This window comes from Haloprofundus sp. MHR1 (genome assembly GCF_005155585.1).
In the GTDB taxonomy this organism is placed as follows: domain Archaea; phylum Halobacteriota; class Halobacteria; order Halobacteriales; family Haloferacaceae; genus Haloprofundus; species Haloprofundus halophilus.
Genome location: NZ_CP039833.1, coordinates 2,962,010 through 2,983,691, shown reverse-complemented (window position 1 = coordinate 2,983,691; position 21,682 = coordinate 2,962,010). Strand labels below are relative to the sequence as shown.

At 65.1% G+C, this 21,682-nt stretch carries 24 protein-coding genes; 13 read left to right on the top strand and 11 right to left on the bottom strand.

Annotated elements, in window-relative coordinates; all coding sequences use genetic code 11:
- Window positions 1–138 precede the first annotated feature (138 nt).
- The 6 genes from FCF25_RS15060 to FCF25_RS15035 all read left to right on the top strand — a co-directional run bounded on the left by FCF25_RS15060 (window position 139) and on the right by FCF25_RS15035 (window position 6,537).
- Window positions 139–1,212: a phosphotransferase family protein gene (locus tag FCF25_RS15060; protein WP_117591044.1), complete on the top strand. Its 1,074-nt coding sequence runs from the start codon at window positions 139–141 to the stop codon at window positions 1,210–1,212.
- A 42-nt stretch (window positions 1,213–1,254) separates the two neighbouring features.
- Window positions 1,255–2,088, top strand: coding sequence for an MBL fold metallo-hydrolase (locus tag FCF25_RS15055; RefSeq protein ID WP_137049271.1), 834 nt, complete (start codon window positions 1,255–1,257; stop codon window positions 2,086–2,088).
- A 179-nt stretch (window positions 2,089–2,267) separates the two neighbouring features.
- Window positions 2,268–3,866 (top strand): hypothetical protein, encoded by a 1,599-nt coding sequence (locus tag FCF25_RS15050; RefSeq protein ID WP_137049270.1) that lies wholly within the window; start codon window positions 2,268–2,270, stop codon window positions 3,864–3,866.
- A gap of 81 nt (window positions 3,867–3,947) precedes the next feature.
- Window positions 3,948–4,856 (top strand): hypothetical protein, encoded by a 909-nt coding sequence (locus tag FCF25_RS15045; protein ID WP_117591047.1) that lies wholly within the window; start codon window positions 3,948–3,950, stop codon window positions 4,854–4,856.
- Between the two features lie 234 nt (window positions 4,857–5,090).
- Window positions 5,091–5,486, top strand: coding sequence for a DUF5805 domain-containing protein (locus tag FCF25_RS15040; RefSeq protein WP_117591048.1), 396 nt, complete (start codon window positions 5,091–5,093; stop codon window positions 5,484–5,486).
- Window positions 5,476–6,537 carry a tyrosine-type recombinase/integrase gene (locus FCF25_RS15035; RefSeq protein ID WP_137049269.1) on the top strand — a complete coding sequence of 354 codons (1,062 nt, stop codon included), beginning with the start codon at window positions 5,476–5,478 and terminating at the stop codon, window positions 6,535–6,537. The genes FCF25_RS15040 and FCF25_RS15035 overlap by 11 nt, the downstream gene beginning before the upstream one ends.
- 328 nt (window positions 6,538–6,865) lie before the next feature.
- Here FCF25_RS15035 and FCF25_RS15030 read toward each other — a convergent pair whose 3' ends face one another.
- Window positions 6,866–7,570 carry an SOS response-associated peptidase gene (locus FCF25_RS15030; protein WP_137049268.1) on the bottom strand — a complete coding sequence of 235 codons (705 nt, stop codon included), beginning with the start codon at window positions 7,568–7,570 and terminating at the stop codon, window positions 6,866–6,868.
- Between the two features lie 97 nt (window positions 7,571–7,667).
- Here FCF25_RS15030 and FCF25_RS15025 point away from each other — a divergent pair, with 97 nt between their 5' ends.
- On the top strand, window positions 7,668–8,414 hold the full coding sequence (locus tag FCF25_RS15025) for a ribonuclease H-like domain-containing protein (RefSeq protein ID WP_137049267.1): 747 nt from the start codon (window positions 7,668–7,670) through the stop codon (window positions 8,412–8,414).
- Window positions 8,415–8,435: 21 nt separating this feature from the next.
- Here the strand turns inward: FCF25_RS15025 and FCF25_RS15020 are convergent, their stop codons facing one another.
- Entirely contained in the window at window positions 8,436–9,137 is a 702-nt protein-coding gene (locus tag FCF25_RS15020; protein ID WP_137049266.1) for a helix-turn-helix domain-containing protein, read from the bottom strand.
- Window positions 9,138–9,249: 112 nt separating this feature from the next.
- On the opposite strand from FCF25_RS15020, the gene FCF25_RS15015 reads away from it, so the two are divergent.
- Entirely contained in the window at window positions 9,250–9,600 is a 351-nt protein-coding gene (locus tag FCF25_RS15015) for a hypothetical protein (RefSeq protein WP_117591053.1), read from the top strand.
- A gap of 62 nt (window positions 9,601–9,662) precedes the next feature.
- Here FCF25_RS15015 and FCF25_RS15010 read toward each other — a convergent pair whose 3' ends face one another.
- On the bottom strand, window positions 9,663–9,860 hold the full coding sequence (locus FCF25_RS15010; protein ID WP_117591054.1) for a DUF5800 family protein: 198 nt from the start codon (window positions 9,858–9,860) through the stop codon (window positions 9,663–9,665).
- A 94-nt stretch (window positions 9,861–9,954) separates the two neighbouring features.
- Here FCF25_RS15010 and FCF25_RS15005 point away from each other — a divergent pair, with 94 nt between their 5' ends.
- Both FCF25_RS15005 and FCF25_RS15000 read left to right on the top strand, forming a co-directional pair.
- Window positions 9,955–10,809 carry a polymer-forming cytoskeletal protein gene (locus FCF25_RS15005; RefSeq protein ID WP_117591055.1) on the top strand — a complete coding sequence of 285 codons (855 nt, stop codon included), beginning with the start codon at window positions 9,955–9,957 and terminating at the stop codon, window positions 10,807–10,809.
- A gap of 47 nt (window positions 10,810–10,856) precedes the next feature.
- Window positions 10,857–12,032 (top strand): redox-regulated ATPase YchF, encoded by a 1,176-nt coding sequence (locus FCF25_RS15000; protein ID WP_137049265.1) that lies wholly within the window; start codon window positions 10,857–10,859, stop codon window positions 12,030–12,032.
- 91 nt (window positions 12,033–12,123) lie between these two features.
- Here the strand turns inward: FCF25_RS15000 and FCF25_RS14995 are convergent, their stop codons facing one another.
- Both FCF25_RS14995 and FCF25_RS14990 read right to left on the bottom strand, forming a co-directional pair.
- A complete protein-coding gene (locus tag FCF25_RS14995; protein ID WP_117591057.1) occupies window positions 12,124–12,444 on the bottom strand; it encodes a PadR family transcriptional regulator in 321 nt (106 codons plus the stop codon).
- A gap of 203 nt (window positions 12,445–12,647) precedes the next feature.
- Window positions 12,648–12,863: a hypothetical protein gene (locus FCF25_RS14990; protein WP_137049264.1), complete on the bottom strand. Its 216-nt coding sequence runs from the start codon at window positions 12,861–12,863 to the stop codon at window positions 12,648–12,650.
- A gap of 311 nt (window positions 12,864–13,174) precedes the next feature.
- Here FCF25_RS14990 and FCF25_RS14985 point away from each other — a divergent pair, with 311 nt between their 5' ends.
- Window positions 13,175–13,354, top strand: a complete 180-nt coding sequence (locus FCF25_RS14985) for a hypothetical protein (RefSeq protein WP_137049263.1) — start codon at window positions 13,175–13,177, stop codon at window positions 13,352–13,354.
- Window positions 13,355–13,384: 30 nt separating this feature from the next.
- On the opposite strand, the gene FCF25_RS14980 is transcribed toward FCF25_RS14985, so the two are convergent.
- The 4 genes from FCF25_RS14980 to FCF25_RS15750 all read right to left on the bottom strand — a co-directional run bounded on the left by FCF25_RS14980 (window position 13,385) and on the right by FCF25_RS15750 (window position 17,431).
- On the bottom strand, window positions 13,385–14,239 hold the full coding sequence (locus FCF25_RS14980; RefSeq protein WP_137049262.1) for a UbiA family prenyltransferase: 855 nt from the start codon (window positions 14,237–14,239) through the stop codon (window positions 13,385–13,387).
- An 88-nt stretch (window positions 14,240–14,327) separates the two neighbouring features.
- Window positions 14,328–15,449, bottom strand: coding sequence for a pyridoxal phosphate-dependent aminotransferase (locus tag FCF25_RS14975; RefSeq protein ID WP_137049261.1), 1,122 nt, complete (start codon window positions 15,447–15,449; stop codon window positions 14,328–14,330).
- A gap of 125 nt (window positions 15,450–15,574) precedes the next feature.
- Window positions 15,575–17,146: a nitrous oxide reductase family maturation protein NosD gene (locus tag FCF25_RS14970; protein ID WP_168191270.1), complete on the bottom strand. Its 1,572-nt coding sequence runs from the start codon at window positions 17,144–17,146 to the stop codon at window positions 15,575–15,577.
- Window positions 17,147–17,278: 132 nt separating this feature from the next.
- The gene (locus tag FCF25_RS15750; RefSeq protein ID WP_168191269.1) at window positions 17,279–17,431 is read right to left on the bottom strand and encodes a hypothetical protein; all 153 of its coding nucleotides are present in this window, start codon (window positions 17,429–17,431) and stop codon (window positions 17,279–17,281) included.
- A gap of 104 nt (window positions 17,432–17,535) precedes the next feature.
- Between FCF25_RS15750 and FCF25_RS14965 the strand changes: the two genes are divergently transcribed.
- The gene (locus FCF25_RS14965) at window positions 17,536–18,882 is read left to right on the top strand and encodes a DEAD/DEAH box helicase family protein (RefSeq protein WP_137049259.1); all 1,347 of its coding nucleotides are present in this window, start codon (window positions 17,536–17,538) and stop codon (window positions 18,880–18,882) included.
- A gap of 8 nt (window positions 18,883–18,890) precedes the next feature.
- Here FCF25_RS14965 and FCF25_RS14960 read toward each other — a convergent pair whose 3' ends face one another.
- Complete coding sequence (locus tag FCF25_RS14960) at window positions 18,891–19,298, bottom strand: transcriptional initiation protein Tat (protein ID WP_137049258.1); 408 nt, start codon at window positions 19,296–19,298, stop codon at window positions 18,891–18,893.
- Between the two features lie 131 nt (window positions 19,299–19,429).
- Here FCF25_RS14960 and FCF25_RS14955 point away from each other — a divergent pair, with 131 nt between their 5' ends.
- The gene (locus tag FCF25_RS14955) at window positions 19,430–20,935 is read left to right on the top strand and encodes a DUF790 family protein (RefSeq protein WP_137049257.1); all 1,506 of its coding nucleotides are present in this window, start codon (window positions 19,430–19,432) and stop codon (window positions 20,933–20,935) included.
- 201 nt (window positions 20,936–21,136) lie between these two features.
- Here FCF25_RS14955 and FCF25_RS14950 read toward each other — a convergent pair whose 3' ends face one another.
- Window positions 21,137–21,424: a hypothetical protein gene (locus FCF25_RS14950; RefSeq protein ID WP_217353076.1), complete on the bottom strand. Its 288-nt coding sequence runs from the start codon at window positions 21,422–21,424 to the stop codon at window positions 21,137–21,139.
- Window positions 21,425–21,682: the final 258 nt, after the last annotated feature.

The window sequence follows — 21,682 nt, the reverse complement described above, 5'->3', positions numbered from 1 at the left end:
AATACAGTTTACAAGGTACCAGACAGACGCAGCGGTTTCGGGAACCCGGCGACGAGAGCGGTCGAACGCCCTCGAAACTGCGTCCTCACGTCGGCCGCGACACACAGTTATTCATGCTTCGGGTGCGCGTGTACTCCCATGACACGCGAGGGCGACTACTTCACCCGTCTCGTCGACCCCGAACGCCTCCGCGAGTACCTCGCCGCGGAACTCGGTCCCGTCGCCGACGACGAGTACGCCGTCGACCACCACCAGGAAGGCCACTCCAACGAGACGCTGTTCGTCACGTGGGGGAACCGAGAACTCGTGATTCGTCGCCCGCCGCCGGGGGAGACGGCGTCCAGCGCCCACGACGTCCTCCGGGAGTATCGAGTGATGGACGCACTGCAGGGCACCGACGTCCCGCTGGCGCCGACGGTTCTCGCCTGCGACGACCACGACGTGCTCGGCAGCGACTTCTACGTGATGGAGCGGATCGACGGCGACGTGCTCCGTGAGGCCGAACCCGAGCGGTTCGCCGCTGCCGCCCACCGCGAACGAATCGGGACGGAACTCGTCGACACCCTCTCGACGATTCACGCTGTCGACCCCGACTCCGTCGGCCTCGGCGAGTTCGGGTACCCCGACGGTTTCACCGAACGCCAAGTCGAGCGGTGGTCCGAACAGTTGACGTGGGCCTTTTCGAGAACGACAGAGGAGCGCGAAGTACCGGTACTGTACGACGTGATGTCGTGGCTCACCGACAACGTCCCCGAAGCGTACCCACACACGCTCGTCCACGGCGACTACAAACTCGACAACGTGATGTACGCGCCCGGAACGCCGCCCGAAATCGACGCCGTCTTCGACTGGGAACTGTCGACGCTCGGCGACCCGCGAACCGACGTGGGGTGGATGCTCTCGTACTGGCGCGACGCCGACGACCCCGAACCCGCGGTTCCGGACCTGACGACGACGTTCATGGAACATCCGGAGTATCCGACTCGCCGCGAACTCGTCTCGCGGTGGGAAGAGCAGACCGGTTTCGAGTACGAACACGACCGCTTCTACCGGACGCTCGCGGTGTACAAACTCGCGGCGCTCGGCGAGATGTTCTTCCGGCGGTACCTGGAGGGCAACTCCGACGACGACCTCTACCCGCAGATGGAGACGCAGGTACCCGCGCTCGGCGACCGAGCGATGCGCATCATCGAGGGCGACGAACCGCTCTGAAGAGTCCACAACACTTAGCCCGTCGGCCGTGGATGGAGAGGTATGACCGGTAGTGACTGGGGTGATTGGCTGCCGCGCGCCGTCGCGACGGCCGAACCCGAGACTGTCGCCGTCTGGTATCTCGGCTGTAACGGCTTCGTCATCAAGGGGAACCGCGGGACGACGCTGCTCGTCGACCCGTATCTCGGCGTCGGCGACCCGCCGCGGACGGTCCGGATGATTCCGGTCCCGTTCAACCCCGAAGACGTCGAAGAAGCGGACGCGATTCTCGCGACCCACGAGCACACCGACCACGTCCACGGCCCGAGCCAAGCGCCGATTCTCGAACACACGGGAGCACAGTTTTACGCGCCCGACGACAGTCTCGCCGTCGCCCGCGAAGAGGAGAACTGGACGGACGTCTGGGACGTCAGCGACGACCAGTTCACCGAAGTCTCGGAGGACGACTCCTTCGAGGTGGGCGAGTTCACGGTCCACGTCGAACTCGCCGCCGACGCCGACGCGACGCACCCGGTGAGCTACGTCGTTGAACACGACGCGGGCACCATCTTCCACGGCGGCGACACGAAACCGAGCGACGCGTTCGACGATATCGGCGAGAAGTACGACATCGACCTCGGCATCCTCGCGTTCGGCTCGATCGGCAACATCCCGAACAAGGAGACCGGGGAGATGGTCCGAACCAAGTGGTACAGCACCGAAAACGAGATCGTCGAAGCCGCCAGCAGTCTCCGGTTCGACCGCCTGCTGCCGAGCCACTGGGACATGTGGCGCGGGATGACCGCCGACCCGACGGCGCTGCACGAACACGCCGCCAGCTACGCGTATCCCCGGGCGTTGACCATCGTCTCCATCGGCGACCGCGTCGACCTCTGAGACGCGCTGGCGACGGCTTCTTCCCTTTTCTCTACTTTTCGTTCTTTCCCCACTCTGCTTCGTTCCGTGCTCGTCCGTCTGTGCACGCGTCGCGGCCGACTCGTTCGATTCGGGAACTATCGTTGGTAACAGTATATCCGTCGGTTGTTTTATGTACTGTCTCCGGGATACCCCGGTAGATGAACCACGAGCCAGACCACGAAGGGACGGTGACAGTCTCGGCGGGCGGGGTGAGCGTCGAAAAGACGTTCGCGGCCGAGGAGTTCCCGGTTCCTGCGATCAAGTTCGTCATCCGATCTGAGCGAGACGACGTCGTCGACGTTCGACTCTCCGACGACATCCCGGAGTCGTTTTCGATGGAGCGTGTCGGCTTTCACCCCGACTACGAGAGCGCGAACTGGACCGCGTACGAGGACCAGTTCGTCGAGTACGAGCGCACGTTGGACCCCAAAGAGGAGGTTCTAACCGTCTACGGCGTTCGAGTCGGCGACGACGGGGACGTTTCGGCGTTTCTCACCGACCCGATGCTGGAGACGGTCGTCCCCGGCGACGGCGGCGACACCGTCAGTTCCGTCGTCGGAGACGACAGCTCCGAAGTGGTCCGCAACGCGCTCGCGGACGAGGCGACGGCACTGCCCGGCCTGGAAGCGGACGGCCTCGACGCCCCGGAGTCGCCGGAATCCGCGTCGGACGACGCCGACGCACCGGAGCCACTCGAACTCGAAGACCCCCTCGCGGAGGACCCGCTGTCCGGGGTTACGGAGACGACCGACGCTCCGGTAGAGACAGCCGAGGACTCGGCGGAGTCGACGGAGCCAGCCACCGGCGCCGACGCCGACGAGGACCCCGAACCGCTGACGCTCGAAGACCCGCTTTCGACGCCCGACGAGGCGGACGGGTCGCCCGAATCACCCGCTGATTCCGTCGACGAGAGTCCCGACGAGCGGACGTCAGGCCCCCGTTCGCTCTCGTCGGGCCTCACCGCAGCGGTCGTCGCTCGCCCGCCGGACGCAGCACCGCTCGGCGCGCAGTTCGACGAAGTACCGGAGGGTACGCCGACCCCCGACGCCGACGTCGAAGAAACTCCGGCCGCCCCTGTCGATGCTTCCGATGCCGTCGACGCTTCCGATGCCGTCGATGCTTCCGATACCGTCGACGCTTCCGACACCGTCGACGCGTCCGACGCCGCACCATCTCCGCAGACGGGCGTCGCCGCGGCGCTCGCCGAGGAGATTCGGTCGGGGGCGGTCGACGACGACGACCTCGAACTGCTCCGCGACGAGCTCGACCTCGGCCTTCCACGGAGTGTCGACGTGCGGATTCGCCGCCTCCAATCGCAGATGAACGACCTCGATGCGTACTCCGACGCACTCGAGACGTTCATCGACGAGAACGGCACGGCCGACGAACTCGTCACCGACCTCCGAGCGGAACAGGAGTCGCTGTCGGCGACAGCCGACGAACTGGAGACCGACGTCGCCGCGTTGCGAGAGGACCGTTCCGAGTTGGAATCGACGGTCGACGACGTCTCGGGTCGCCTCGACGACGTCGACGAGCGCGTCGATACCGTCGAGACGAGCGTCGAATCGCTCGACGACGAGATGGGCGAAGTCAGAAGCGACCTCGCGGACCTCGATTCGCACATCGTCTCCGTCGAGGAACTGAGCGCGGACGAACGCGCCGAACTGGAAGCCGAACTCGAACAGATTCGTCAGGAACTGGAGGCGCTCGATTCGTTCCGCGACCGCCTCAGTAGCGTTTTCGGCGGCGAACAGTAGTCCCGTCGACCCGGACACGAGTTCTCTGGAGAATCTCCCGAAACGTAATCGGTTTACGACGCCGCCCCCTCTCAGCGGACAATGACGCAGACCGTGTCCGTCGCCGTCCCACGGAAGGGACGCCCGCTCGAAGCGGTACTCGAACGTTTCGCGACCGTGGCGGGCACGCATTCGCATTCGGTCGCCGACGAGATTTCCTCGACACTCCGCTACGAGAAGTCGGTCACGAAAGGGAACACCGACGACGACCGGACAGTGTACGAACGGCTCGGCGAGTACAGCGAGCTCTCGGACCCGAACGAACCCGAGTACACCCTGTTACGAGACGGACGCGCCGGACTGCCGCGACGCATCGTCTTCGACAGCGTCACGCTCTCACTCGACGGCGTCGACGTCCAACTCGTCGGCCGCGAGGAACCGTTCCGCGCGCTTCGGACCCACGAGTTCGCCCTTGGATTCGACAGCGCGGATCTCGTTCTCGAAGAGGTCGTCAGCCTCGAACCCGACGGTATCGGCAGTATCGACGACATCAACGCCCGAATCGACCCGATGGAGTCCGACGTTCGTGTCGTCACCGGCCTCGGCGACACCGTCTACCACACGCTGATGGCGACGCCGGAGGTGCTGCCCGCGGGAGCGACGCTCGACCGCTCGTTCGTCGCCGACTACGAGGGACCACTGTGCATCTCGCCACGGTACGAACGGCTCGTCGAGGCGGTGCTCGGAACGGACACCATCGAAAACGTCGCGTTCCGATACCCCGACGCAGACGACGGAAGGGAAGAGGAAGCCGCCATCGCCGACACTGGCCTCGGCGTCTATCTCACGATGACGGGGTCGACCGCTCGCGACCACGGTCTCGTCCTCGGCGACCACCTGTTCCCGAGTGAAACCGTGCTGATGGAGAACGACGCCGAACGGGGCAGCGCGATCGACCGGGTCAAGGCGATTCTCTCCGACGTCTCCGAGGAGACAGCTATTCGAGCGTAACACGAACCGCTCCAACTTTGCTGACGACGCTCGGGTGTTCTCGAATCGTCCGACTGAGATTCCTCTCCGACTCCTCTGCAGATTGCATTCTAGAGCCACACCCGGATTCTATAGACATACAGTCCAATCTTTGTAGCCTTTGGCGGCCGCCTCGGTGGTCCCAATAGCACATCTTAGTGCGCTAAGATTCGTGCGTAGGGATAACTTGATGTGGGGTCGCTCCGACGCCAAACCGTGAGCGAACCGGACACCAGTCGGTCGTCGGTGAAGACGTACGTGCCGACGTACCAGAAAGAACAGTGGGCCGACCACGCCGCCGAACTCGGGATGACCCAAAGCGAGTTCGTTCGGACGATGGTCCAGGCGGGTCGGCGCGACTTCGATCTCGACGCGTCGGACGAGAATCTGGAGGCCCCTGTCGAGGGCTCGAACCCCGGGGGTGACGTGCTCGAAGACCGGGTGCAAGAAGTACTCCACCGACGGGGTGTCATGTCGTGGAACCAACTCGTCGAGGCGCTCTCGGGAGATTTCGAGAGTCGGTTGGAAGACGCCCTCGACTCGTTACAGTCGGCGAACCGCGTCCGGTACAACGGACGGGAAGGAGGATACGTGGTGACCGATGGCGAGTGAGTCGACCGGAACGGGCGAAGAAACCGACGACCCCATCGGTTACTTCCTCCAGGACATGGTGTACCACGGCAAGTCCGAACGAACGAGAACCGAGTACGAACGGGTGCTGCGTCGGTTCGAATCGTTCCTCGCCGACCCGGACCGGAATCCGGCGGGCCGGTCGGTCGTCCCCGCCGACGCCACCCACCGCGACTGCATGGCGTGGGTCCACTCGCTTCGCGGCACCGTCGCGTCGAGTACGGTCGCCATCTACGCCGCGTACCTCCACAGATTCTACGGTTACATGACGCAGGTCGGCGTCTTCGACTCCAACCCGATGACGCTCGTCACCGAGGAGATGGACGAGTCCATCGAGAAAGACCCGACCCGCCGCGACATCGACGTTCCGACGATGCGGGCGTTCGTCGCCGACGTTCGACATCCGCTCCACCGCGCGCTCGTCGGAACGTTTCTCAAAACCGGCATCCGAGTGGGCGAGCTCTGTAACCTCGACCTCCGGGACGTGTCGCTCGAGGACTCGGAGTTGACGAACGCCTACGACCTCGGCGGACGACCCCAACTGGACGCCCGTCCGAACTCGATTTTCATCTCTTCGAGTCCGACGGTCGGCGAACGACACAACGGCGAGGTCCGGTCGGCGTCGAACAAGCGGAAACGCGACACCGTGATACCGGTCGACGACGAACTCGCTCGGCTCCTGAAATCGTGGCTGGCGATCCGTCCCGACTCCGTCTCACCCGCCGACCCGCTGTTCGTGGGGACGAGCGAGGGATGGGGTGAACGACTCACGCCGAACACCGTCCACAATGTCGTCACCACGTACGCGAGCGAGGCGGGGTGGTACCGCTCCGGGGGCGGTGCGACCGAGAACGTCACGCCGCACTACTTCCGGCACTTCTTCACCACCCATCTCCGGGACCGGACCGGCGACCGGGGTATCGTCAAGTATCTTCGCGGCGACGTCGCAACCGACATCATCGACACGTACACCCACAACTGGGGGGGACAGGTTCGGGAGACGTACGACTCGAACATCTACTCGATACTCTGAGTCGTCGGCCTCTGTACCGCGTTCGGGAAGACCGAATCAGTACACCGCCTCGGATGGCTTTTTGGAGGACACTCCCGACAGCCGCCCGTAAAGATATCTGTCTATCTTTCCAGAGAGATTTCCATATTCGTTCTCACGCGGTACCCGACCCGATGTCCGGGTGATGGAGAACTCCGGTAGCAGTCCGCCGAGGATGTCACGCGGCAACTCGTCTGAGAGCGCCAGTTCCGACGAGCGGCGGGACGTTACCGAACTCTCCGAACTCGCGGTCCGTCGTTACGACGCCATGTATATCCCATATCGCTATACCCAAACTGCGCCGACACCGTCACGCCGGATTCACTTCTTCGACCAACGTCGGAGAGTCGTTCGCGGGGCTGTTCACCCGCGTCGAGACCGGATACGCACGCATCTCGGCTTCGGGATAGGGGTCCAAGAGCGTCGACGCGGTGTCGGCGTCGGCGGAGAGCCACTTCTCTTCTTCCTCGAGCGAGAGGACGACGGCCATTCGGTCGTGAAGCGGCGATACGACGCCGTTGGGCTCTGTCGTGATGATTGCGAACGTCTCTATCGGCTCGGGGTCACCCGCGCCGTCGTCGGTGAACTCGTCGAGTCCGGTCTGGGCCTCCGGCGGCGTCCACCGCTCCCAGATACCGGCCATGGCGAACGGGCGGTCGTCCTCGAACGCCACTCGGTACGGTTGCTTGCCGTCGCCGTTCTCGCGCGGGGTCCACTCGTAGAAGCCGTCGGCGGGCACGAGACAGCGACGTCGCTCGAACGCGTCGCGGAAACTCCGCTTCTCGGCGACGCTCTCAGCGCGGGCGTTGATGAACGACTTCGAACGCGACTCCGCCCACTCGGGAATGAACCCCCACTGGACGAACCGCAGGGTGTCGGGCGCGTCGTTCCGGATAATCGGTAGTTGCTGGCCCGGAGCGCAGTTGTATCGCGCTTTCAGCGGGCGCTCGGCGGTCACCTCGAATCGCTCTTCGAGTTCGGGTTGCGGGGTGAAGAGGGTGTAGCGGCCACACATACTCGAGAGGAGGACGCCGAGCGAGTTAGGTCGTCGGTCCGTCCGCTCTCCGTGACGGTGCGACGGGTTTAGGTTTCCCCGTCTCCGTCCTACTGGCGTGCGAATCGAGAACAGTTTCATCCCCGTTCGCGGCGTCGGCGAGAAAACCGAGCGTCGACTGTGGGAGTCGGGTGTCACTCACTGGGACGAGTTCGAGCCGTCGGCCGTCGGCGAGACGACCGCGGACCGAATCGAGGCGTTCATCGACGAAGCGACCGACCGCCTCGACGCCGGCGACTCGCGCTACTTCGACGCTGCCCTCCCGAGCAGCGCGCGCTGGCGGCTGTACGAGAACTTCCGCGACGACGCCTGTTTCTTCGACATCGAGACGACCGGTCTCGACGCCTCCTACGCCGACGTGACGACGGTGAGTCTCTGTCGCGGCGGCGAGACGACGACGCTCGTCCGCGGGCAGGACCTCTCCGCGGAGACGCTACGCGAACACCTCGCGGACGTGCCGCTTCTCGTCTCGTTCAACGGCATCCGCTTCGACGCGCCCTTCTTAGAGGAGTCGTTCGGCATCGACGTCGATGCACCGCACCTCGACCTGATGTACCCGTGTAAGACGCTCGGTCTCTCGGGCGGCCTCAAGCAGATCGAGAGAGACGTCGGTATCGACCGCGACCGACCGGACCTCTCGGGTCGCGACGCGGTTCGTCTCTGGCGGCAGTACGAACGCGGCGACGACGACGCCCTCGACACGCTGGTCTCGTACAACCGCGACGACACGGAGAACCTCCGGGCGTTGGCCGACGACGTTTCCACTCGTCTCCACGAGAACGTCTTCGCGGACGTCCTGCCGTAGTAGTCGAAACGGAGCGCTCGTTTAGCTCGCGGGAGAACGCTCCTGTTCGGGCCGGCCGTCGCTCGCTCGCTTGCGCTCGTCGACAGGAGAGAGCACGTTCTCGACCAGCGTCTTCACCGCTCGGCGGAACCGCTCGGACGCCGCGTTCCCGGAGATTCCCAGTTCGTCGGCGAGTTCTGACAGCGACTGTTCGCGCGGGATTTCGAGATAGCCGCTCGACACCGCCGCGAGGAGCGTCTCGCGCTGTTCGTCCGTCAGTCCGTACTCGTCGACCGACGCGGTCTCGCGCTCCTCGAAGAGTCGGTGAAACTCGAAGTCGACGTCGCGCTCGCGGCAGAACGCGTGACACCGGGCGAACGACTCCCGGTCGGGGAACTCCGCGCGGAACTGCCATCCGTCGTGCGTCGCCGTGAGTTCGTGGATGACGCCCCCCTCCTCGACGACCAGCGGATAGATGCTCGTCGCGAGTCCTTCGCCGCGTAGTTCCGTCTGATAGAGCCGTCTGGAGCCGGCGGTGGCGACCACCGACAGCGACTCGACGGTCGGGTCCTCCTCGGCCGCCCGCTCGAACGTCTCGAACTCGTCGCTCTCGGCCCAGACGAGGAGCCGGACGCGGTCGCCGTCGACGGCGTCGGACCGTTCCCAGACGATCTTCGTTCCCGGTTCCCGCTGCAACGCCCGGCGCAGTATCGGATGGTCGAGGGTAAACTCGACGACGATCACCGCACTGCCCTCCAATCGCTCGACATCGATACCAGAGAGCAGTCATCCGTATATAAGATGCGGGAAAATGCACGCTGTTACCTCATTGTGTGCGAGGGAGTAGCTACGCGCAGTGTTTGGCGAAGACTTCGACTCGACCTCGACCGACGTTCTCTTCGACCTGCTCTCCGACGTCCGCCGCCGACAGCTCTGGGAGTGTCTCGATTCGACGACGGCCGACGTTCTCTCGGTCGACGAACTCGCACGTCTCATCGAAGAGCGAGAGCCACAGACGAACGACGCGGAATCACCGCAGGCCGACCGTCTCGCCCACAACCTGTACCACGTCCATCTCCCGAAGTTCGACGAGGCGGGGCTCGTCGCGTTCGACGCCGACGAACTGACGGTTCGGCCCGGGTCTATTCCGTCGTTAGAAACGCTGTTCGACGCGGAGAACATGGTTCCAGTCGCCGAGAGCGACTGACCGGGTCGCTCCCGATCACACAGATTCGAGGAGAGAGCACACGACCGAAATCGTGGGAGCAGTCACGCGAGAATGTCGCCGATGCGTCGCGCCTCGCCGCTTAGCTCGGGCTGTTTCTCGACGATTTTGAGTACTTCGTGATCGGTTACGTCGGGGTAGGACTTCTGCGTCGCGTCCTCGATGAGTTTCTTTTCGAGGCGGAACTCGGTGCCGTCGTAGACGACGTCGACGCCTTCTTCGTCGAAAGAGAGAACGGTCATACCCGCCGTTGGCCACCGCAACGTAAAAACGTGGCTCGTTGTCCGCCGGGCGTCTTGCGGACGGTTTATTATCCCTGACGTTTTGGTGCGCACTGTGCCACCCGGTCAGGACCCGCTCGACGCCCTCCGCATCCCCGACGGGACGACCGTCGAGGAACACGACCTGGTCACCGACGGCGACGTCATCGTCGGGAGCCAAGCCACCGTCGACTTCGGCGTCCGCGGCCGGAACCTCGCAGCGGGCGAGCGCGTCACCTTCGGCGGCGACATCGAAGCCGACGGCGACTGCCGCCTCGACATGTGGTGCGACGTCGCCGGCAACGTCCTCGTCGGCGACGACGCCTACCTCGGCGAGCGCGTCCACATCGGCGGCCGCCTGATGGTCTCCGGCGACCTCGACATCGGCGACGACGTCGAGATAGAGGAAGGGTTCGAGGCCAGCGGCTGGATCGTCATCCGCAACCCGGTGCCGACGCTCGTCTTCTACTTCATCGTCCTCTCGCAGCTCTTGAAACTCGGCGAACGCGACGCCGCCAACGAACTCGCGGCGGCGATGGCCGACGGCGACGAACAGCGCGACCCGCTCGTCGTCCCGCGCGGCGGCCACGTCTCCGACGACGCGTGGCGCGTCTCGACGCCCGCCCGCATCGGCGGCGACTGCCGACTCCACGGCAACGTCCGCGCGGAGTCCATCCAGGTGGGCGAACGGAACAACATCTTCGGCAGTCTGCGCGCCCGCGAGGACATCTTCGTCGGCTCGGGGACTCGGGTCCACGGCGACGTGACGACCCGGTCGGGAACCGTACACGTCGCCGACGACGCGCGCATCCTCGGCGACGTGGTCTGTTCCGACCTCGTCGTCCACGAGGGTGCGACCGTCGACGGCTCGATGCGCGCCCGCGGCGAGGTGCGGTTGGTTCGCACCGACATGACGCGCGAGATCGAGTAGCCTCCTCTAACCGAAAGGAAATTCCCCGCGACTGCGGAAGGGAGGGTATGCTCACCATCGCGCTCGCGGGCAAGCCGAACGCGGGCAAGTCGACGTTCTACACCGCGGCCACGATGGCTGACGTGGACGTGGCGAACTACCCCTTCACGACCATCGACGCCAACCGCGGCGTCACGTACGCGCGCACGGTATGCCCCTGTCTGGAACGCGACGAGCGCTGCGGCAACTGCGAGGACGGAAAGCGCTACGTCCCAGTCGAACTGCTCGACGTGGCCGGACTCGTCCCCGGCGCGCACGAGGGGAAAGGACTCGGCAACCAGTTTCTCGACGAACTGACGAACGCCGACGTCATCGTCAACGTCGTCGACGCCTCCGGCGGCACCGACGAGGAGGGCGAACCCGTCGAAGTCGGGACGTACGACCCCCTCGACGAGGTCGACTTCATCGAGGAGGAGATGGACCAGTGGCTCGCGGGCATCGTCGAGCGCAACTGGGAGTCCATCGAGCGCAAATCTCGCTCTCCCGACTTCGACATCGACGACGCGCTCGCCGACCTGCTCACCGGGTTCGGCGCGTCGGAGTACGAAGTCGCCGCCAGCCTGCGCGAACTCGACTACCCGGCGGACCCGATGCAGTGGAGCGACGAGCACCGCGAGGCGCTGGCCCGGGACGTGCGCGCGCGGACGAAGCCTATCGTGCTCGTCGCCAACAAAGTCGACATCGCGCCCGAGGAGAACATCCGCCGACTGCGCGAGACGGAGAAACTCGTGATCCCGGCCACCGCCGACGGCGAGCTCGCGCTCCGTCGAGCGGCGGAGGCGGGAATCGTCGACTACGACCCCGGCGACGAGGACTTCGAGCTCGTCGGCGACGTGAACGACGCCCAGCGGAAAGGGCTCGAACAGATCCGCGACGTGATGGCCGAGTACGGCGGCACCGGCGTCCAGCAGGCGATAAACGCGGCGGTGTACGACTTACTCGACCACCTCACGGCGTACCCGGTCCAGAACGAGTCGAAGTGGACCGACGGACAGGGGAACGTGTTGCCCGATGCGTTTCTCTTACCTCGGGGGTCGACGCCCGCGGACCTGGCCTACGCCGTCCACTCAGACATCGGCGACGGCTATCTCCACGCGGTCGACGCCAAATCGAAGCGACGCATCTCGGACTCCTACGAACTGGAGGAGGGCGACGTCATCAAAATCGTGAGTACGGCGACGTAGCGGCGAGTCTGAAAGTCCCGAGGGACGGACCGCACGCACCGACGCTCCGCTCTCGACTACGACGCTCGAAAAATCCGCTGGAGCCGCGTGTTCAGTCGGCGCTGCTGCCGACGGTGTTGTCGCTTCGTGCGTCCGACGCGCGACTGTGCTGGCGTCGCTCCCACGCCCAGCGCTGGCGGATAGCGCGACGGCCCTCTTCGGTCAGCTCGTAGTAGTTCGTCCGCTGGTCGAGCGTGCCCTTCTCGACGAGTCCCGCTTCGACGAGGATGTCGAGGTTCGGGTACAGACGACCGTTGTTGACCTCGCCGCCGAGGTACTCTTCGATGTGGGCTTTGATGTCCTGCCCCGAGGGGTGGTCGTGTCCCGCACAGACGAACAGCAAGTCTCGTTGGAAGCCAGTTAGGTCGTTCACATCAAAGCGGAGGACACTCAGGATGTTAGTTATCGAGCTGCTAAGCAATAGAACGTGAATTTCACCGCGAGGTTAGTAGTTGCTTGTCGTCGCTCCCGGCGGTCAGTCGCGGACCGTTTCGGACCGTTTCGGACCGTTGCAACACGACGCAGTCGTGCGATTTCGTCCGTTCATACGCTCCTCCTAAACCGGTGTCGCATCGCCTACACGAACCGCGGGTCCCCCGTCGCTGCGATGCGGAGCAACACGGCCGAGAAGATGACGACCCAGCAGGCGAAGAAGACGACGGCGATGGTTCCGAGATACTCGACGTCGGTGCCGCCGACCTGTAGCTCTTTGAGCTGCCAGAGATACACCGTCGTCTCGACGCCCATCACGACGAGAAGCACCGCGACGACTCTAATCGCCCTCGTCGACACCGTCTTCCCTCCGTCCGTCGCTGAACGAGCCTGAATATCTGAAACTCAGTTTCGAAGACACTTTCGTGACGCTACCTCGCCGGGGGCGTAGATATAGATACTGCTCGTACGCTGGCAGGTTTCGACGGGATATGAACTTCTCTGCGACGCGACGGGAACGGACTCCTCGACGGGGACGGGTTCCTCGACGAGACGACGGGCGAAGATGAGACGACGGGCGAAGATGAGACGACGGGCGAAGATGAGACGACGGGCGAAGACGGGAAGGAGTGGACCGACGTTTCAAGTATCTCCTCGCTGGTTGGTAACCTATGTACAGGGCGATCCTCCCCGACGGCGATATGGAGTGTGCGGAGTACGAACACGGCGACTACGGCGTCGACATCTTCACCGAAGACGAGGAGTTCATCGCCTTCATCCCGTACGCGAACCTCGTCGCGCTCATCAACGAAGAGGTCCAGCTCGGCGACGAACCGTCCATCGCGGACTGAACGGTCGACGGCCGACGGGCGGACCCTTCCTCACGAGAACGGTCGATACCAGACCGCGACGACGAGAAGCGCCAGGAAGACGTACGACCCGCGAACTAGGAGCATCGTCGCCAGCGCCGGGTCCGTCGTCCGCGCGGAGACGGCGACGACGACGCCCAACGCCGCGGCCGCGAGAACCGCCCCGGTCGGGAACACGCCGACCAGCGCGAAGACGGCGACGAGACTCAGTCCCGCGACGAGGAACCCGTAAGCGAGCCGACGCGCGTCGCGTCGGCCGAACAGCACCGCGACGGTCTGTTTGTCGATGGAGCGGTCGTACGCGTAATCCTTCGAGTCGTCGATTATCTTCACCCCCGTGAGAATCACGAGAAACACGAGCGCGAACGCGAGCGGCGTCGCCGCGAACGACTCCGTCTGAACGTAGTAACCGCCGAGAATCGCCAGCGAGATGCCCGTCGGATAGCCGAGCGTCGTCGTCGCCGCGCGCATGTCTAACTGCGGCGCGTGGAGGTAGCCGATGACCCAGCAGGGAAGCGTCACCGCGGCGGCGGCGGGGCCGACGAGCGCCCAGAGCGCGGCGAGGCAGGCGACGAATCCGAGCGTCGCGCCGACGAGTGCGAGTCGGCAGCCGCCGACCGACAGCGGGTGGTCGTCGTCCTCGCCGCGGAGGTGGAAGTCGACGTAGCCGTCCTTGACGTGGGCCGTGTAGACGGCGAAGAACACCGCGAGCGCGTGGACCGCTCCGACCGCAGGCGAGAACGACCCGGCGAGAACGCTGCCGAACCACGACGCGGCGACGGGCGGCAGCATGAACACCGGGTGCACCTGCGACCCGAACGCCCGAAGCGCCGCCATCGGTCCGGTTCCGTGTCGTGCGACTCCCATGGGCTAGTTGCCAGCGAACGAGGGGATAAATCCTGTCCGCGACGAACCGCATCCGCGACGAACCGCATCCGCGACGAGAGCGTCCCGTTCAGCGGACGGCGCGGGCGGCGTCGGTCATGATCTCGATGGCCTCTTTCAGCTCCTCCGTCCCCGTCGCGTACGAGAGGCGCGCGTAGCCCGCGCCGTGCTCGCCGAAGGCGTCGCCGGGGACGACGATGACGCCCCGCGAAAGCACTTCGTCGACCCACCCGTCGGGAACCTTGGGCATCGCGTAGAACGCGCCGCCGGGCGTCGGCACCTCCAGCCCGGCGTCGGTGAGGCCGTCGACGACGAGGTCGCGTCGCTCGCGGAACGAGGCGGTCATCTCGTCGACGACGTCGCGCGGCCCCGACAGCGCCGCCTCGGCGGCGTACTGCGCCGGCGCGCTCGCACACGCCTGGACGTACTGGTGGACGCGCAGCATCCGCTCGACGCGGCGCTCGGAGCCGTACACCCAGCCGAGTCGCCAGCCTGTCATCGAAAAGAGTTTGGAGGCCGAATTGACGACGACGACGTTGTCGGTCTCGGCGTACTCGATCGGCGAGTGGAACTCGCCGTCGAAGACGGTGTACTCGTACACCTCGTCGGAGATACAGAGCACGTCGTGTTCGTCGGCGATGCGGGCGAACTCCCGGATATCCTCCTCGGGAGACACCGCTCCGGTGGGGTTGCCGGGGCTGTTGACGACGAACGCCGCCGTGTCCTCGGTGATGGCGTCTTCGACCGCCGCGGGCGAGAGCGTCAGGTCCTCGCGGAGCGGCACGGGGACGGGTTCGCCGCCCGCGAGTTTCGTCAGCGCGTCGTAGGAGACGAAGCCGGGGTCGGGGATGAGGACCTCTTGGCCGTCGTCGACGTGCGCCTCCATGGCGATGTGCAGCGCCTCGCTGCCGCCCGCGGTGGCGATTATCTGTTCGGGCGAGAGGCTCACCCCTTGGTCGGCCTCGTGTTTGGCGGCGATAGCCTCCCGGAGCGGGAGAATCCCCTTGTTTCCGGTGTAGCCGTCGGCCTTCCCGGATTCGATGGCGTCGACGGCGGCCGCCCGCGCGTGTTCGGGCGTCGGGAAGTCGGGTTGGCCGATGCCGAGGTTGATAGCGTCCTCGCCGGCCGCCTCGAACACCTTCCGGATGCCGCTGATAGAGATTCGCTCGACTCGCTCGGAGAACTCCGTCATGCACCTATCCGTGTGTGCCGCCAGCATAGTTCTTGCTTCCGCGGAAGGACGGGCGTCGCTGAGGCGGCCAGCGGTGACTCTGGGGCGTCGAACCATCGAGTTATAACCGGGAAAACGGGTCGAACTCAGTTGTTGCGGACGACGTTGCCGTTCGAACCGTTGCGGACGAGTACCTCGCGACCGTCGTTGTCGCGCACGTCGTTGTTCTCGACGAGGTTGTCGTCGGAGTTGTCGAGTTCGATACCCTCGTCGTCGTTGCTCGCGACCTCATTGTCGACGAGTTCGTTCTCGTCTGCGCGGAGGAGGTAGACGCCGTCGTCGCCGTTGTCGCGGACGACGTTCCCGAAGAGGTCGTTCCCACCGGACCCGCGCAGGAAGAACCCGTCGTCGTCGTTGCCGGTGACGACGTTGTCGACGAACTGGTTCCCGTCGCTCTCGCCCGCTCCGATACCGTCGTCGCGGTTGTTTCTGACTTGGTTGCGTTCGACGGTCGCGCCGTCGGTGTTCGTGAGTCCGATACCGTCGTTGCGGTTCGCGTCGACGACGTTCTCGACGACGGTCGTGCCGGGGGCAGCGACGACGTTGATGCCGTTGACGCCGTTGCCGACGAGTTCGTTGTCGTCGAGAGTCGTTCCCTCGGCACCGCGGACGAAGACGCCGTCACCGCCGTTGCTGCGGACGGTGTTCTCCGAGACTTCGGTGTCGAGGGCGCCTTCGCCGAGGCTGATACCGTCGTCACCGTTGTTCTCGACGAGGTTCGAGCGGAGGACGTTACGCTCGGCGGAGCCGAAATCTTCGAACTCGGCCTGAACACTGATTCCGTCGTTGCCGTTTCCGCTGACGACGTTGCGCTCGACGACGTTGTCGGCGGTGTGTGACGAGATGAAAATCCCGTTGACGCCGTTGCCGACGACGTGGTTGTCGCGAACGACGTTCTCGGTCGAGTCACCGAAGTCGACGTCACCGACGAGGTACACGCCGTGTCGGTCGTTGTTCTCGATGGTGTTGTTCTCGACGATCAGGTCTCCGTAAATTGACCAGATGAGAACGCCGAACTCGTTGTCCTCGATTACGTTGCCCGAAACCTCGATTTCGGAGCCGACGTTCACCGAGAGGCCGAACCGCTCGTTCCCGGCGATTCTGCTCCCGACGACGACCGAATCGACGGTCTCGAAGAGTTCGACGCCGAACTCGTTGGACACGACTTCGGTCGATTCCACGACGAACGTCCCGGACGACCCGGAAATTCCGATAAAGTCGTTATCGCGAACGACGCTCTCCCGGACGGTTACGTCGCTTCCCAGCGCGTAGATTCCTACTCGATTACTCTCGGTGACGACGTTCTCGAGAGTCACTCGACTATCGAAGAGAACCTCGACACCGGTGTCCCAGTCGGAGACGACGACGTCGCGGATGGTGATATCGTCGGCGGGGTCGAAACTCCCCCCGACGCTGATACCGGTGTTCCCCTCACGCATATCGCTTCGTCCATCGACGACGTAACCGTCGCCGTCGAAGACGACATCACCGGATTCGATGACGATACACGCCTCTCCATCCGCGGTCGCGTCCGTGATATCACCCGCCAGTACGTACCGTCCCGGTTCCGAAATCACGGTACACTCGTCGAGCGGCGTCGCCGTCTGTCCCGCGACGACGCCGACGAATCCGCCGAGCGTCGAGAGGACGAGTAGCATCACGACGGCAGACACACTTATTTCACGAATATTCATGTTACTAATGACGGCGGTTCAGGAGATAACAGTATTTCACGAATTCAGGACGATTGAAACGGCGAGAGGCGGTGTTTGACCCGTCTCTCCCGGTCGTTAACCTTCGTACTCGTCCCTGAAGTCTTCGACGTGCGACCGGAGCAGTCCTAACGCGGCGTCGGCGTCCATGTAGCCCTGTTCGTACTCGCCGAGGACGGTGTCGGCGTCGTCGAGGAACGTTTCGACTGCGGTTTCGAGTTCGTCTGCCATACTCGCCCCGTCGACTCGGAGCCTCTTGTCTCATCGGTCCGCGTCCCCGAGGGACCGATAGCTCTCCGGAGCGCCTTTAATCTCCACCCGCAAATCTCGGAGTAGTGACGGTCACACTGCGCTACGAGGACGGCACCATCCGTATCGACGCCGAGGGCGGCGACTCGGTGCCGTCGCTTCCGTTCGTCGAGGACGACCCGCGAAGCGGCGTCGCCCGTACGCCCGCCTATCGATACGCACAACTGCGGCGCGTTCTCGACGAGTGCGGCGCCGACTACGACGACCGGGTGCTACCCGACACCACCGTGGACCTCTCGACGACGTACGACCTCCGGGAGTACCAGCGCGACGCGCTGGAGGCGTGGTTGTCGAACAGTCGGCGCGGCATCCTGGAACTACCCACCGGGAGCGGGAAAACCGTCGTCGCCATCGCCGCGATGGTCGAACTCGGCGTGCCGACGCTCGTCGTCGTTCCGACCATCGACCTGCTCGAACAGTGGCGGCGCGAACTCGAAACGGAGTTTCAGATTCCTATCGGTCAGTTCGGCGGCGGCGAGCAGAAGCGAGAAAAAATCACCGTCTCGACGTACGACTCCGCCTACTTGCGCGCCGACGATATCGGCGGCGAGTTCGGCTTCGTCGTCTTCGACGAGGTCCACCACCTCGGCGGCGAGGGGTACCGCGACATCGGTCGCCTCCTCGCCGCGCCCGCCCGGATGGGTCTCACGGCGACGTTCGAGCGACCCGACGGCGCGCACGAGGTCGTCGAGGAGTTGGTCGGCAGCAGGGTGTACGACGTCTCCGTCGACGAGTTGGCTGGCGACCACCTCGCCGACTACGCGATACGCCGCGTCGAAGTCGAACTCACCGACGAGGAGCGCGAACGCTACGAAGCGGCCCAGGGGACGTTCGTCGACTACCTCCGGACGGCGAACATCACGTTCCGAAGCGGCAGCGACTACCAGCGACTCGTGAAGCGCTCGGGGAACGACCCGCGCGCCCGCGAGGCGCTGCTCGCGAAACAGCGCGCCCGCGACATCATGATGAACGCCGACGAGAAGGTGCGCGAACTCGGTCGCATCCTGGACCGCCACCGCGAGGACCGCGTCATCGTCTTCACCGCCCACACCGACCTCGTCTACCGGCTCTCCGAGCGGTTTCTGCTCCCCGCAATCACGAACGAGACGGGCGCGCCCGAACGCCGAGAGATTCTGAAGCGGTTCCGCGACGGCACCTACTCCCGAGTCGTCACGGCGAACGTGTTGGACGAGGGCGTCGACGTCCCCGACGCGAACGTCGCCGTCGTGCTCTCGGGCAGCGGGAGCGAACGCGAGTTCACGCAGCGACTCGGACGGATTCTACGCCCGAAGGAAGACGGGCAGACGGCGACGCTGTACGAACTCGTGAGCGCCGAAACCGCCGAAGAACGGGTGGCGGCGCGGCGGCGGTAGTCGAGGAGTCAGTCGGACCCGGCCGCTTCGACGGTCACCTGTAACTGTCCGTTTCGCCGGAACGTCTCGAACGACACCGGAACGACCGTCTCGAACTCGGCGGTCGAATCGCCCGGAACCGTCACTTCCGTTGTCCCGACGGTCTCCTCGTCGTCGACGGTGACGCGAACGCGCACGACGCCGGTTCGTTCCTCCGGGCTTCGGTTGTCGACGGTGCCGAACGCCCGCAGTTGGTCGTCGTCGGTTCCCTCGTAGTCGAACGTCTCGATGGAGAGGTGGTCCGGTTCGGGCGTCTCGCCGGGTTCGCTCGCCGGTGCTTCGGGGGGCCCGCGCGGACCCGTCGCCCGCGGGAGCGAGGAGAGACAGCCCGCTGACAGCGCCGGGAGGAGCGCAGTGACGAACGTCCGTCGCTTCATAGCCGAGCGTCTGCACGGGCCCGTATGAGCCTTGTCCTCCGTCGGCGTCGCCCTCGCCGTCGACGCCGTCCGCCCGAACCCGGTAGTTCGAACCCCGCGGCGCTTTTATCACTCGACACGAAACGACGCCCGTGCTGACGAAAGACCTCCTCCGGGTGTCGCGCCGCGGCGGCGGCTACCGCCCCCAGTTCGTCGACTCGTCGCGTCGTCCCCTGGCGGTGACGGTGCTCGGCACGTACGAGGAGCACGTCGGCGAGCGTCGGGGGACGCTCACGGCGGCGCTGGACGACCTCGAAGCCGAGTCGGACGACTTCAAACTCGTCCGCGGGTTCGCGGCGCTGGTCGAGCGGGAGGCGACGTTCGAAACCGACGCGGCGTTGCCGCCCGAGCGAACCCGCCGCGCCGTCTTCGAGAGCGCCGAAGCCGTCGGCGGCGTCGCCACCGACGAGGAACGAGCGGCGGCGCTCGACGCCGCGGCGGACAGGCTGGGCGTCGCCACCGGCGCGCTCGAAACGTCGCTGTACGCCGACCGGGACGTGAACCAGCGACTCGCGGCGTTCGATTCGCGGTGGTCGCCCGACGAACTGCTCGCTCAGTATAACCTCTCGCTCGCGCAAACGGCGCTTTTCGACGCCACCGAAGTCAGGGTCCGAAGTTCGGACCCGAAGGCGCTCGTTTCGGCGGTGAAGCGCCTTCGACTGATGTACGAGATTCGCAGGACCGAGCGGGGTAGAGAGGTCGTCGTCACCGGTCCCGACGCGCTGTTTCGGCGCACTCGCCGCTACGGGACGGGCTTCGCTCGCTTGCTTCGGACGGTCGCTACGTCGACCGACTGGTCGCTCACGGCGACCATCGACGACCGGGGGACCGACCGCGAGCTGACGCTCACGGACGCGGACGTGTCGGTTCCGGGCGTCGAACCGGTCGCCGAGCCGACGTACGACAGCGGCGTCGAATCCGACTTCGCCGCTCGCTTCGCTTCCTTGGACCTCGACTGGGCGCTCGTCCGCGAACCCGAACCGCTCGAAACGGGCTATCGCGTGATGATTCCCGACTTCGCGTTCGACTACAAGTTCGCCGACTTCCGGATTTACTTCGAGATTATGGGCTTCTGGACGCCCGAATACGTCGAGAAGAAGCTCTCGCAGCTGGAGGGAGTCGAGGGAGTCGAGATGCTCGTCGCCGTCGACGAGAGCCTCGGCGTCAGCGAGGAGATCGAGGCGCGCGACCACCGGGCGATTCCGTACTCTGGTTCGGTGCGGCTGAAGGACGTTCGCGACGCGCTCAGGAGCTACGAAGAGCAGTTGGTGACGGAATCGGCCTCGGACCTTCCCGCCGAGTTGCGGCCCGACGCCGACGTCACCTCCTTCGAGGCGCTGGCGGAAGCGCACGGCGTGAGCGAGGCTGCCCTCGAAGACGTCGAGTTCCCCGACCACCGGCGCGTCGGCCGAACGCTGATTCGCTCGGAACTGTTGGAGGAACTCACGGCGGCGCTCGAACCGGGGATGTCGCTCGAAGACGCCGAGGCGCTGCTGTCGAGCAGGGGCGTCACCGACTCCAGTTCGGTGCTTTCGGAGGCCGGGTACGAAGTGGCCTGGGAGGGGCTCAGCGGCGGGACGCTCCGGCGAAAGGAGTGAAAACGACCGGACGCGGTGGGTGAAGAGGACGTCGGGCATTTGCTTCGAACGTCCCCGTAGCGGTTTCGGATGGCCCCGGAACAGGCGCGGAGAGACCCCGCGAGCGCGCCACCGTTACTATCGAGTTCGAGGCGTACGTCGTGAGTCAGACTCGGCGCACCGACTCGGCGAAGTCGTCGTCGAGCCGCCGAGCAGAATGCGCTACGTCGTCCGAGAGTCGGAGCGACGAGGACAGAACTCGACCGATTTCACGTCCGGGTCGTAGTCGATGACGCCGAGATCGGCCATCATCGGGAGGTGTGCGTGGTGGAGCCGGAGCGCTATCCGGTCGATGGCCTCGTCGTCAGCCGTCCCCATCCCCTCCGCTCTCGCTGCGATCGCCGCCGCCAACTCCTCGAGGTCGACAGGGGGATTTCTGCTCTCGAGGACGTCGAGCGCGGTTCGACGCTGCTTCGAGGCGTGCAGTCGGTGATACTCGGTCGCAGTCAACTCGGTTGCCCTCGACCGCTTCAGTGCAAATTTGTGCGAATATTGAGTCATATGAGAGTTAGTCTCCGTTCTCTCGGCTATCTCGACGGTCGTGCTTTCGCCAAGGGGTCGCGCACGCGTAAGACTGCACTAAAACTGAGTAGGTCCGGTCGAGTCAGACTCCCTCGAAATAGCCCCGTGCGTCCTCACATCCGCCTCGCGGACGCGGGGACGGGAGTAGTTTTCGGGCTCGCTCACCGTCGTCTACACTCGTTTGAC

Excerpts from the sequence above, each read along its gene's own strand:
- FCF25_RS15060 (WP_117591044.1), top strand. The coding sequence starts at position 139 with ATGACACGCGAGGGCGACTACTTCACCCGTCTCGTCGACCCCGAACGC.
- FCF25_RS14960 (WP_137049258.1), bottom strand. The coding sequence starts at position 19,298 with ATGAAGCGACGGACGTTCGTCACTGCGCTCCTCCCGGCGCTGTCAGCG.
- FCF25_RS15035 (WP_137049269.1), top strand. The coding sequence starts at position 5,476 with ATGGCGAGTGAGTCGACCGGAACGGGCGAAGAAACCGACGACCCCATC.
- FCF25_RS15050 (WP_137049270.1), top strand. The coding sequence starts at position 2,268 with ATGAACCACGAGCCAGACCACGAAGGGACGGTGACAGTCTCGGCGGGC.
- FCF25_RS14970 (WP_168191270.1), bottom strand. The coding sequence starts at position 17,146 with ATGCTACTCGTCCTCTCGACGCTCGGCGGATTCGTCGGCGTCGTCGCG.
- FCF25_RS15055 (WP_137049271.1), top strand. The coding sequence starts at position 1,255 with ATGACCGGTAGTGACTGGGGTGATTGGCTGCCGCGCGCCGTCGCGACG.
- FCF25_RS15000 (WP_137049265.1), top strand. The coding sequence starts at position 10,857 with ATGCTCACCATCGCGCTCGCGGGCAAGCCGAACGCGGGCAAGTCGACG.
- FCF25_RS15010 (WP_117591054.1), bottom strand. The coding sequence starts at position 9,860 with ATGACCGTTCTCTCTTTCGACGAAGAAGGCGTCGACGTCGTCTACGAC.
- FCF25_RS14975 (WP_137049261.1), bottom strand. The coding sequence starts at position 15,449 with ATGACGGAGTTCTCCGAGCGAGTCGAGCGAATCTCTATCAGCGGCATC.
- FCF25_RS15045 (WP_117591047.1), top strand. The coding sequence starts at position 3,948 with ATGACGCAGACCGTGTCCGTCGCCGTCCCACGGAAGGGACGCCCGCTC.
- FCF25_RS15030 (WP_137049268.1), bottom strand. The coding sequence starts at position 7,570 with ATGTGTGGCCGCTACACCCTCTTCACCCCGCAACCCGAACTCGAAGAG.
- FCF25_RS15750 (WP_168191269.1), bottom strand. The coding sequence starts at position 17,431 with ATGGCAGACGAACTCGAAACCGCAGTCGAAACGTTCCTCGACGACGCC.
- FCF25_RS14980 (WP_137049262.1), bottom strand. The coding sequence starts at position 14,239 with ATGGGAGTCGCACGACACGGAACCGGACCGATGGCGGCGCTTCGGGCG.
- FCF25_RS14985 (WP_137049263.1), top strand. The coding sequence starts at position 13,175 with ATGTACAGGGCGATCCTCCCCGACGGCGATATGGAGTGTGCGGAGTAC.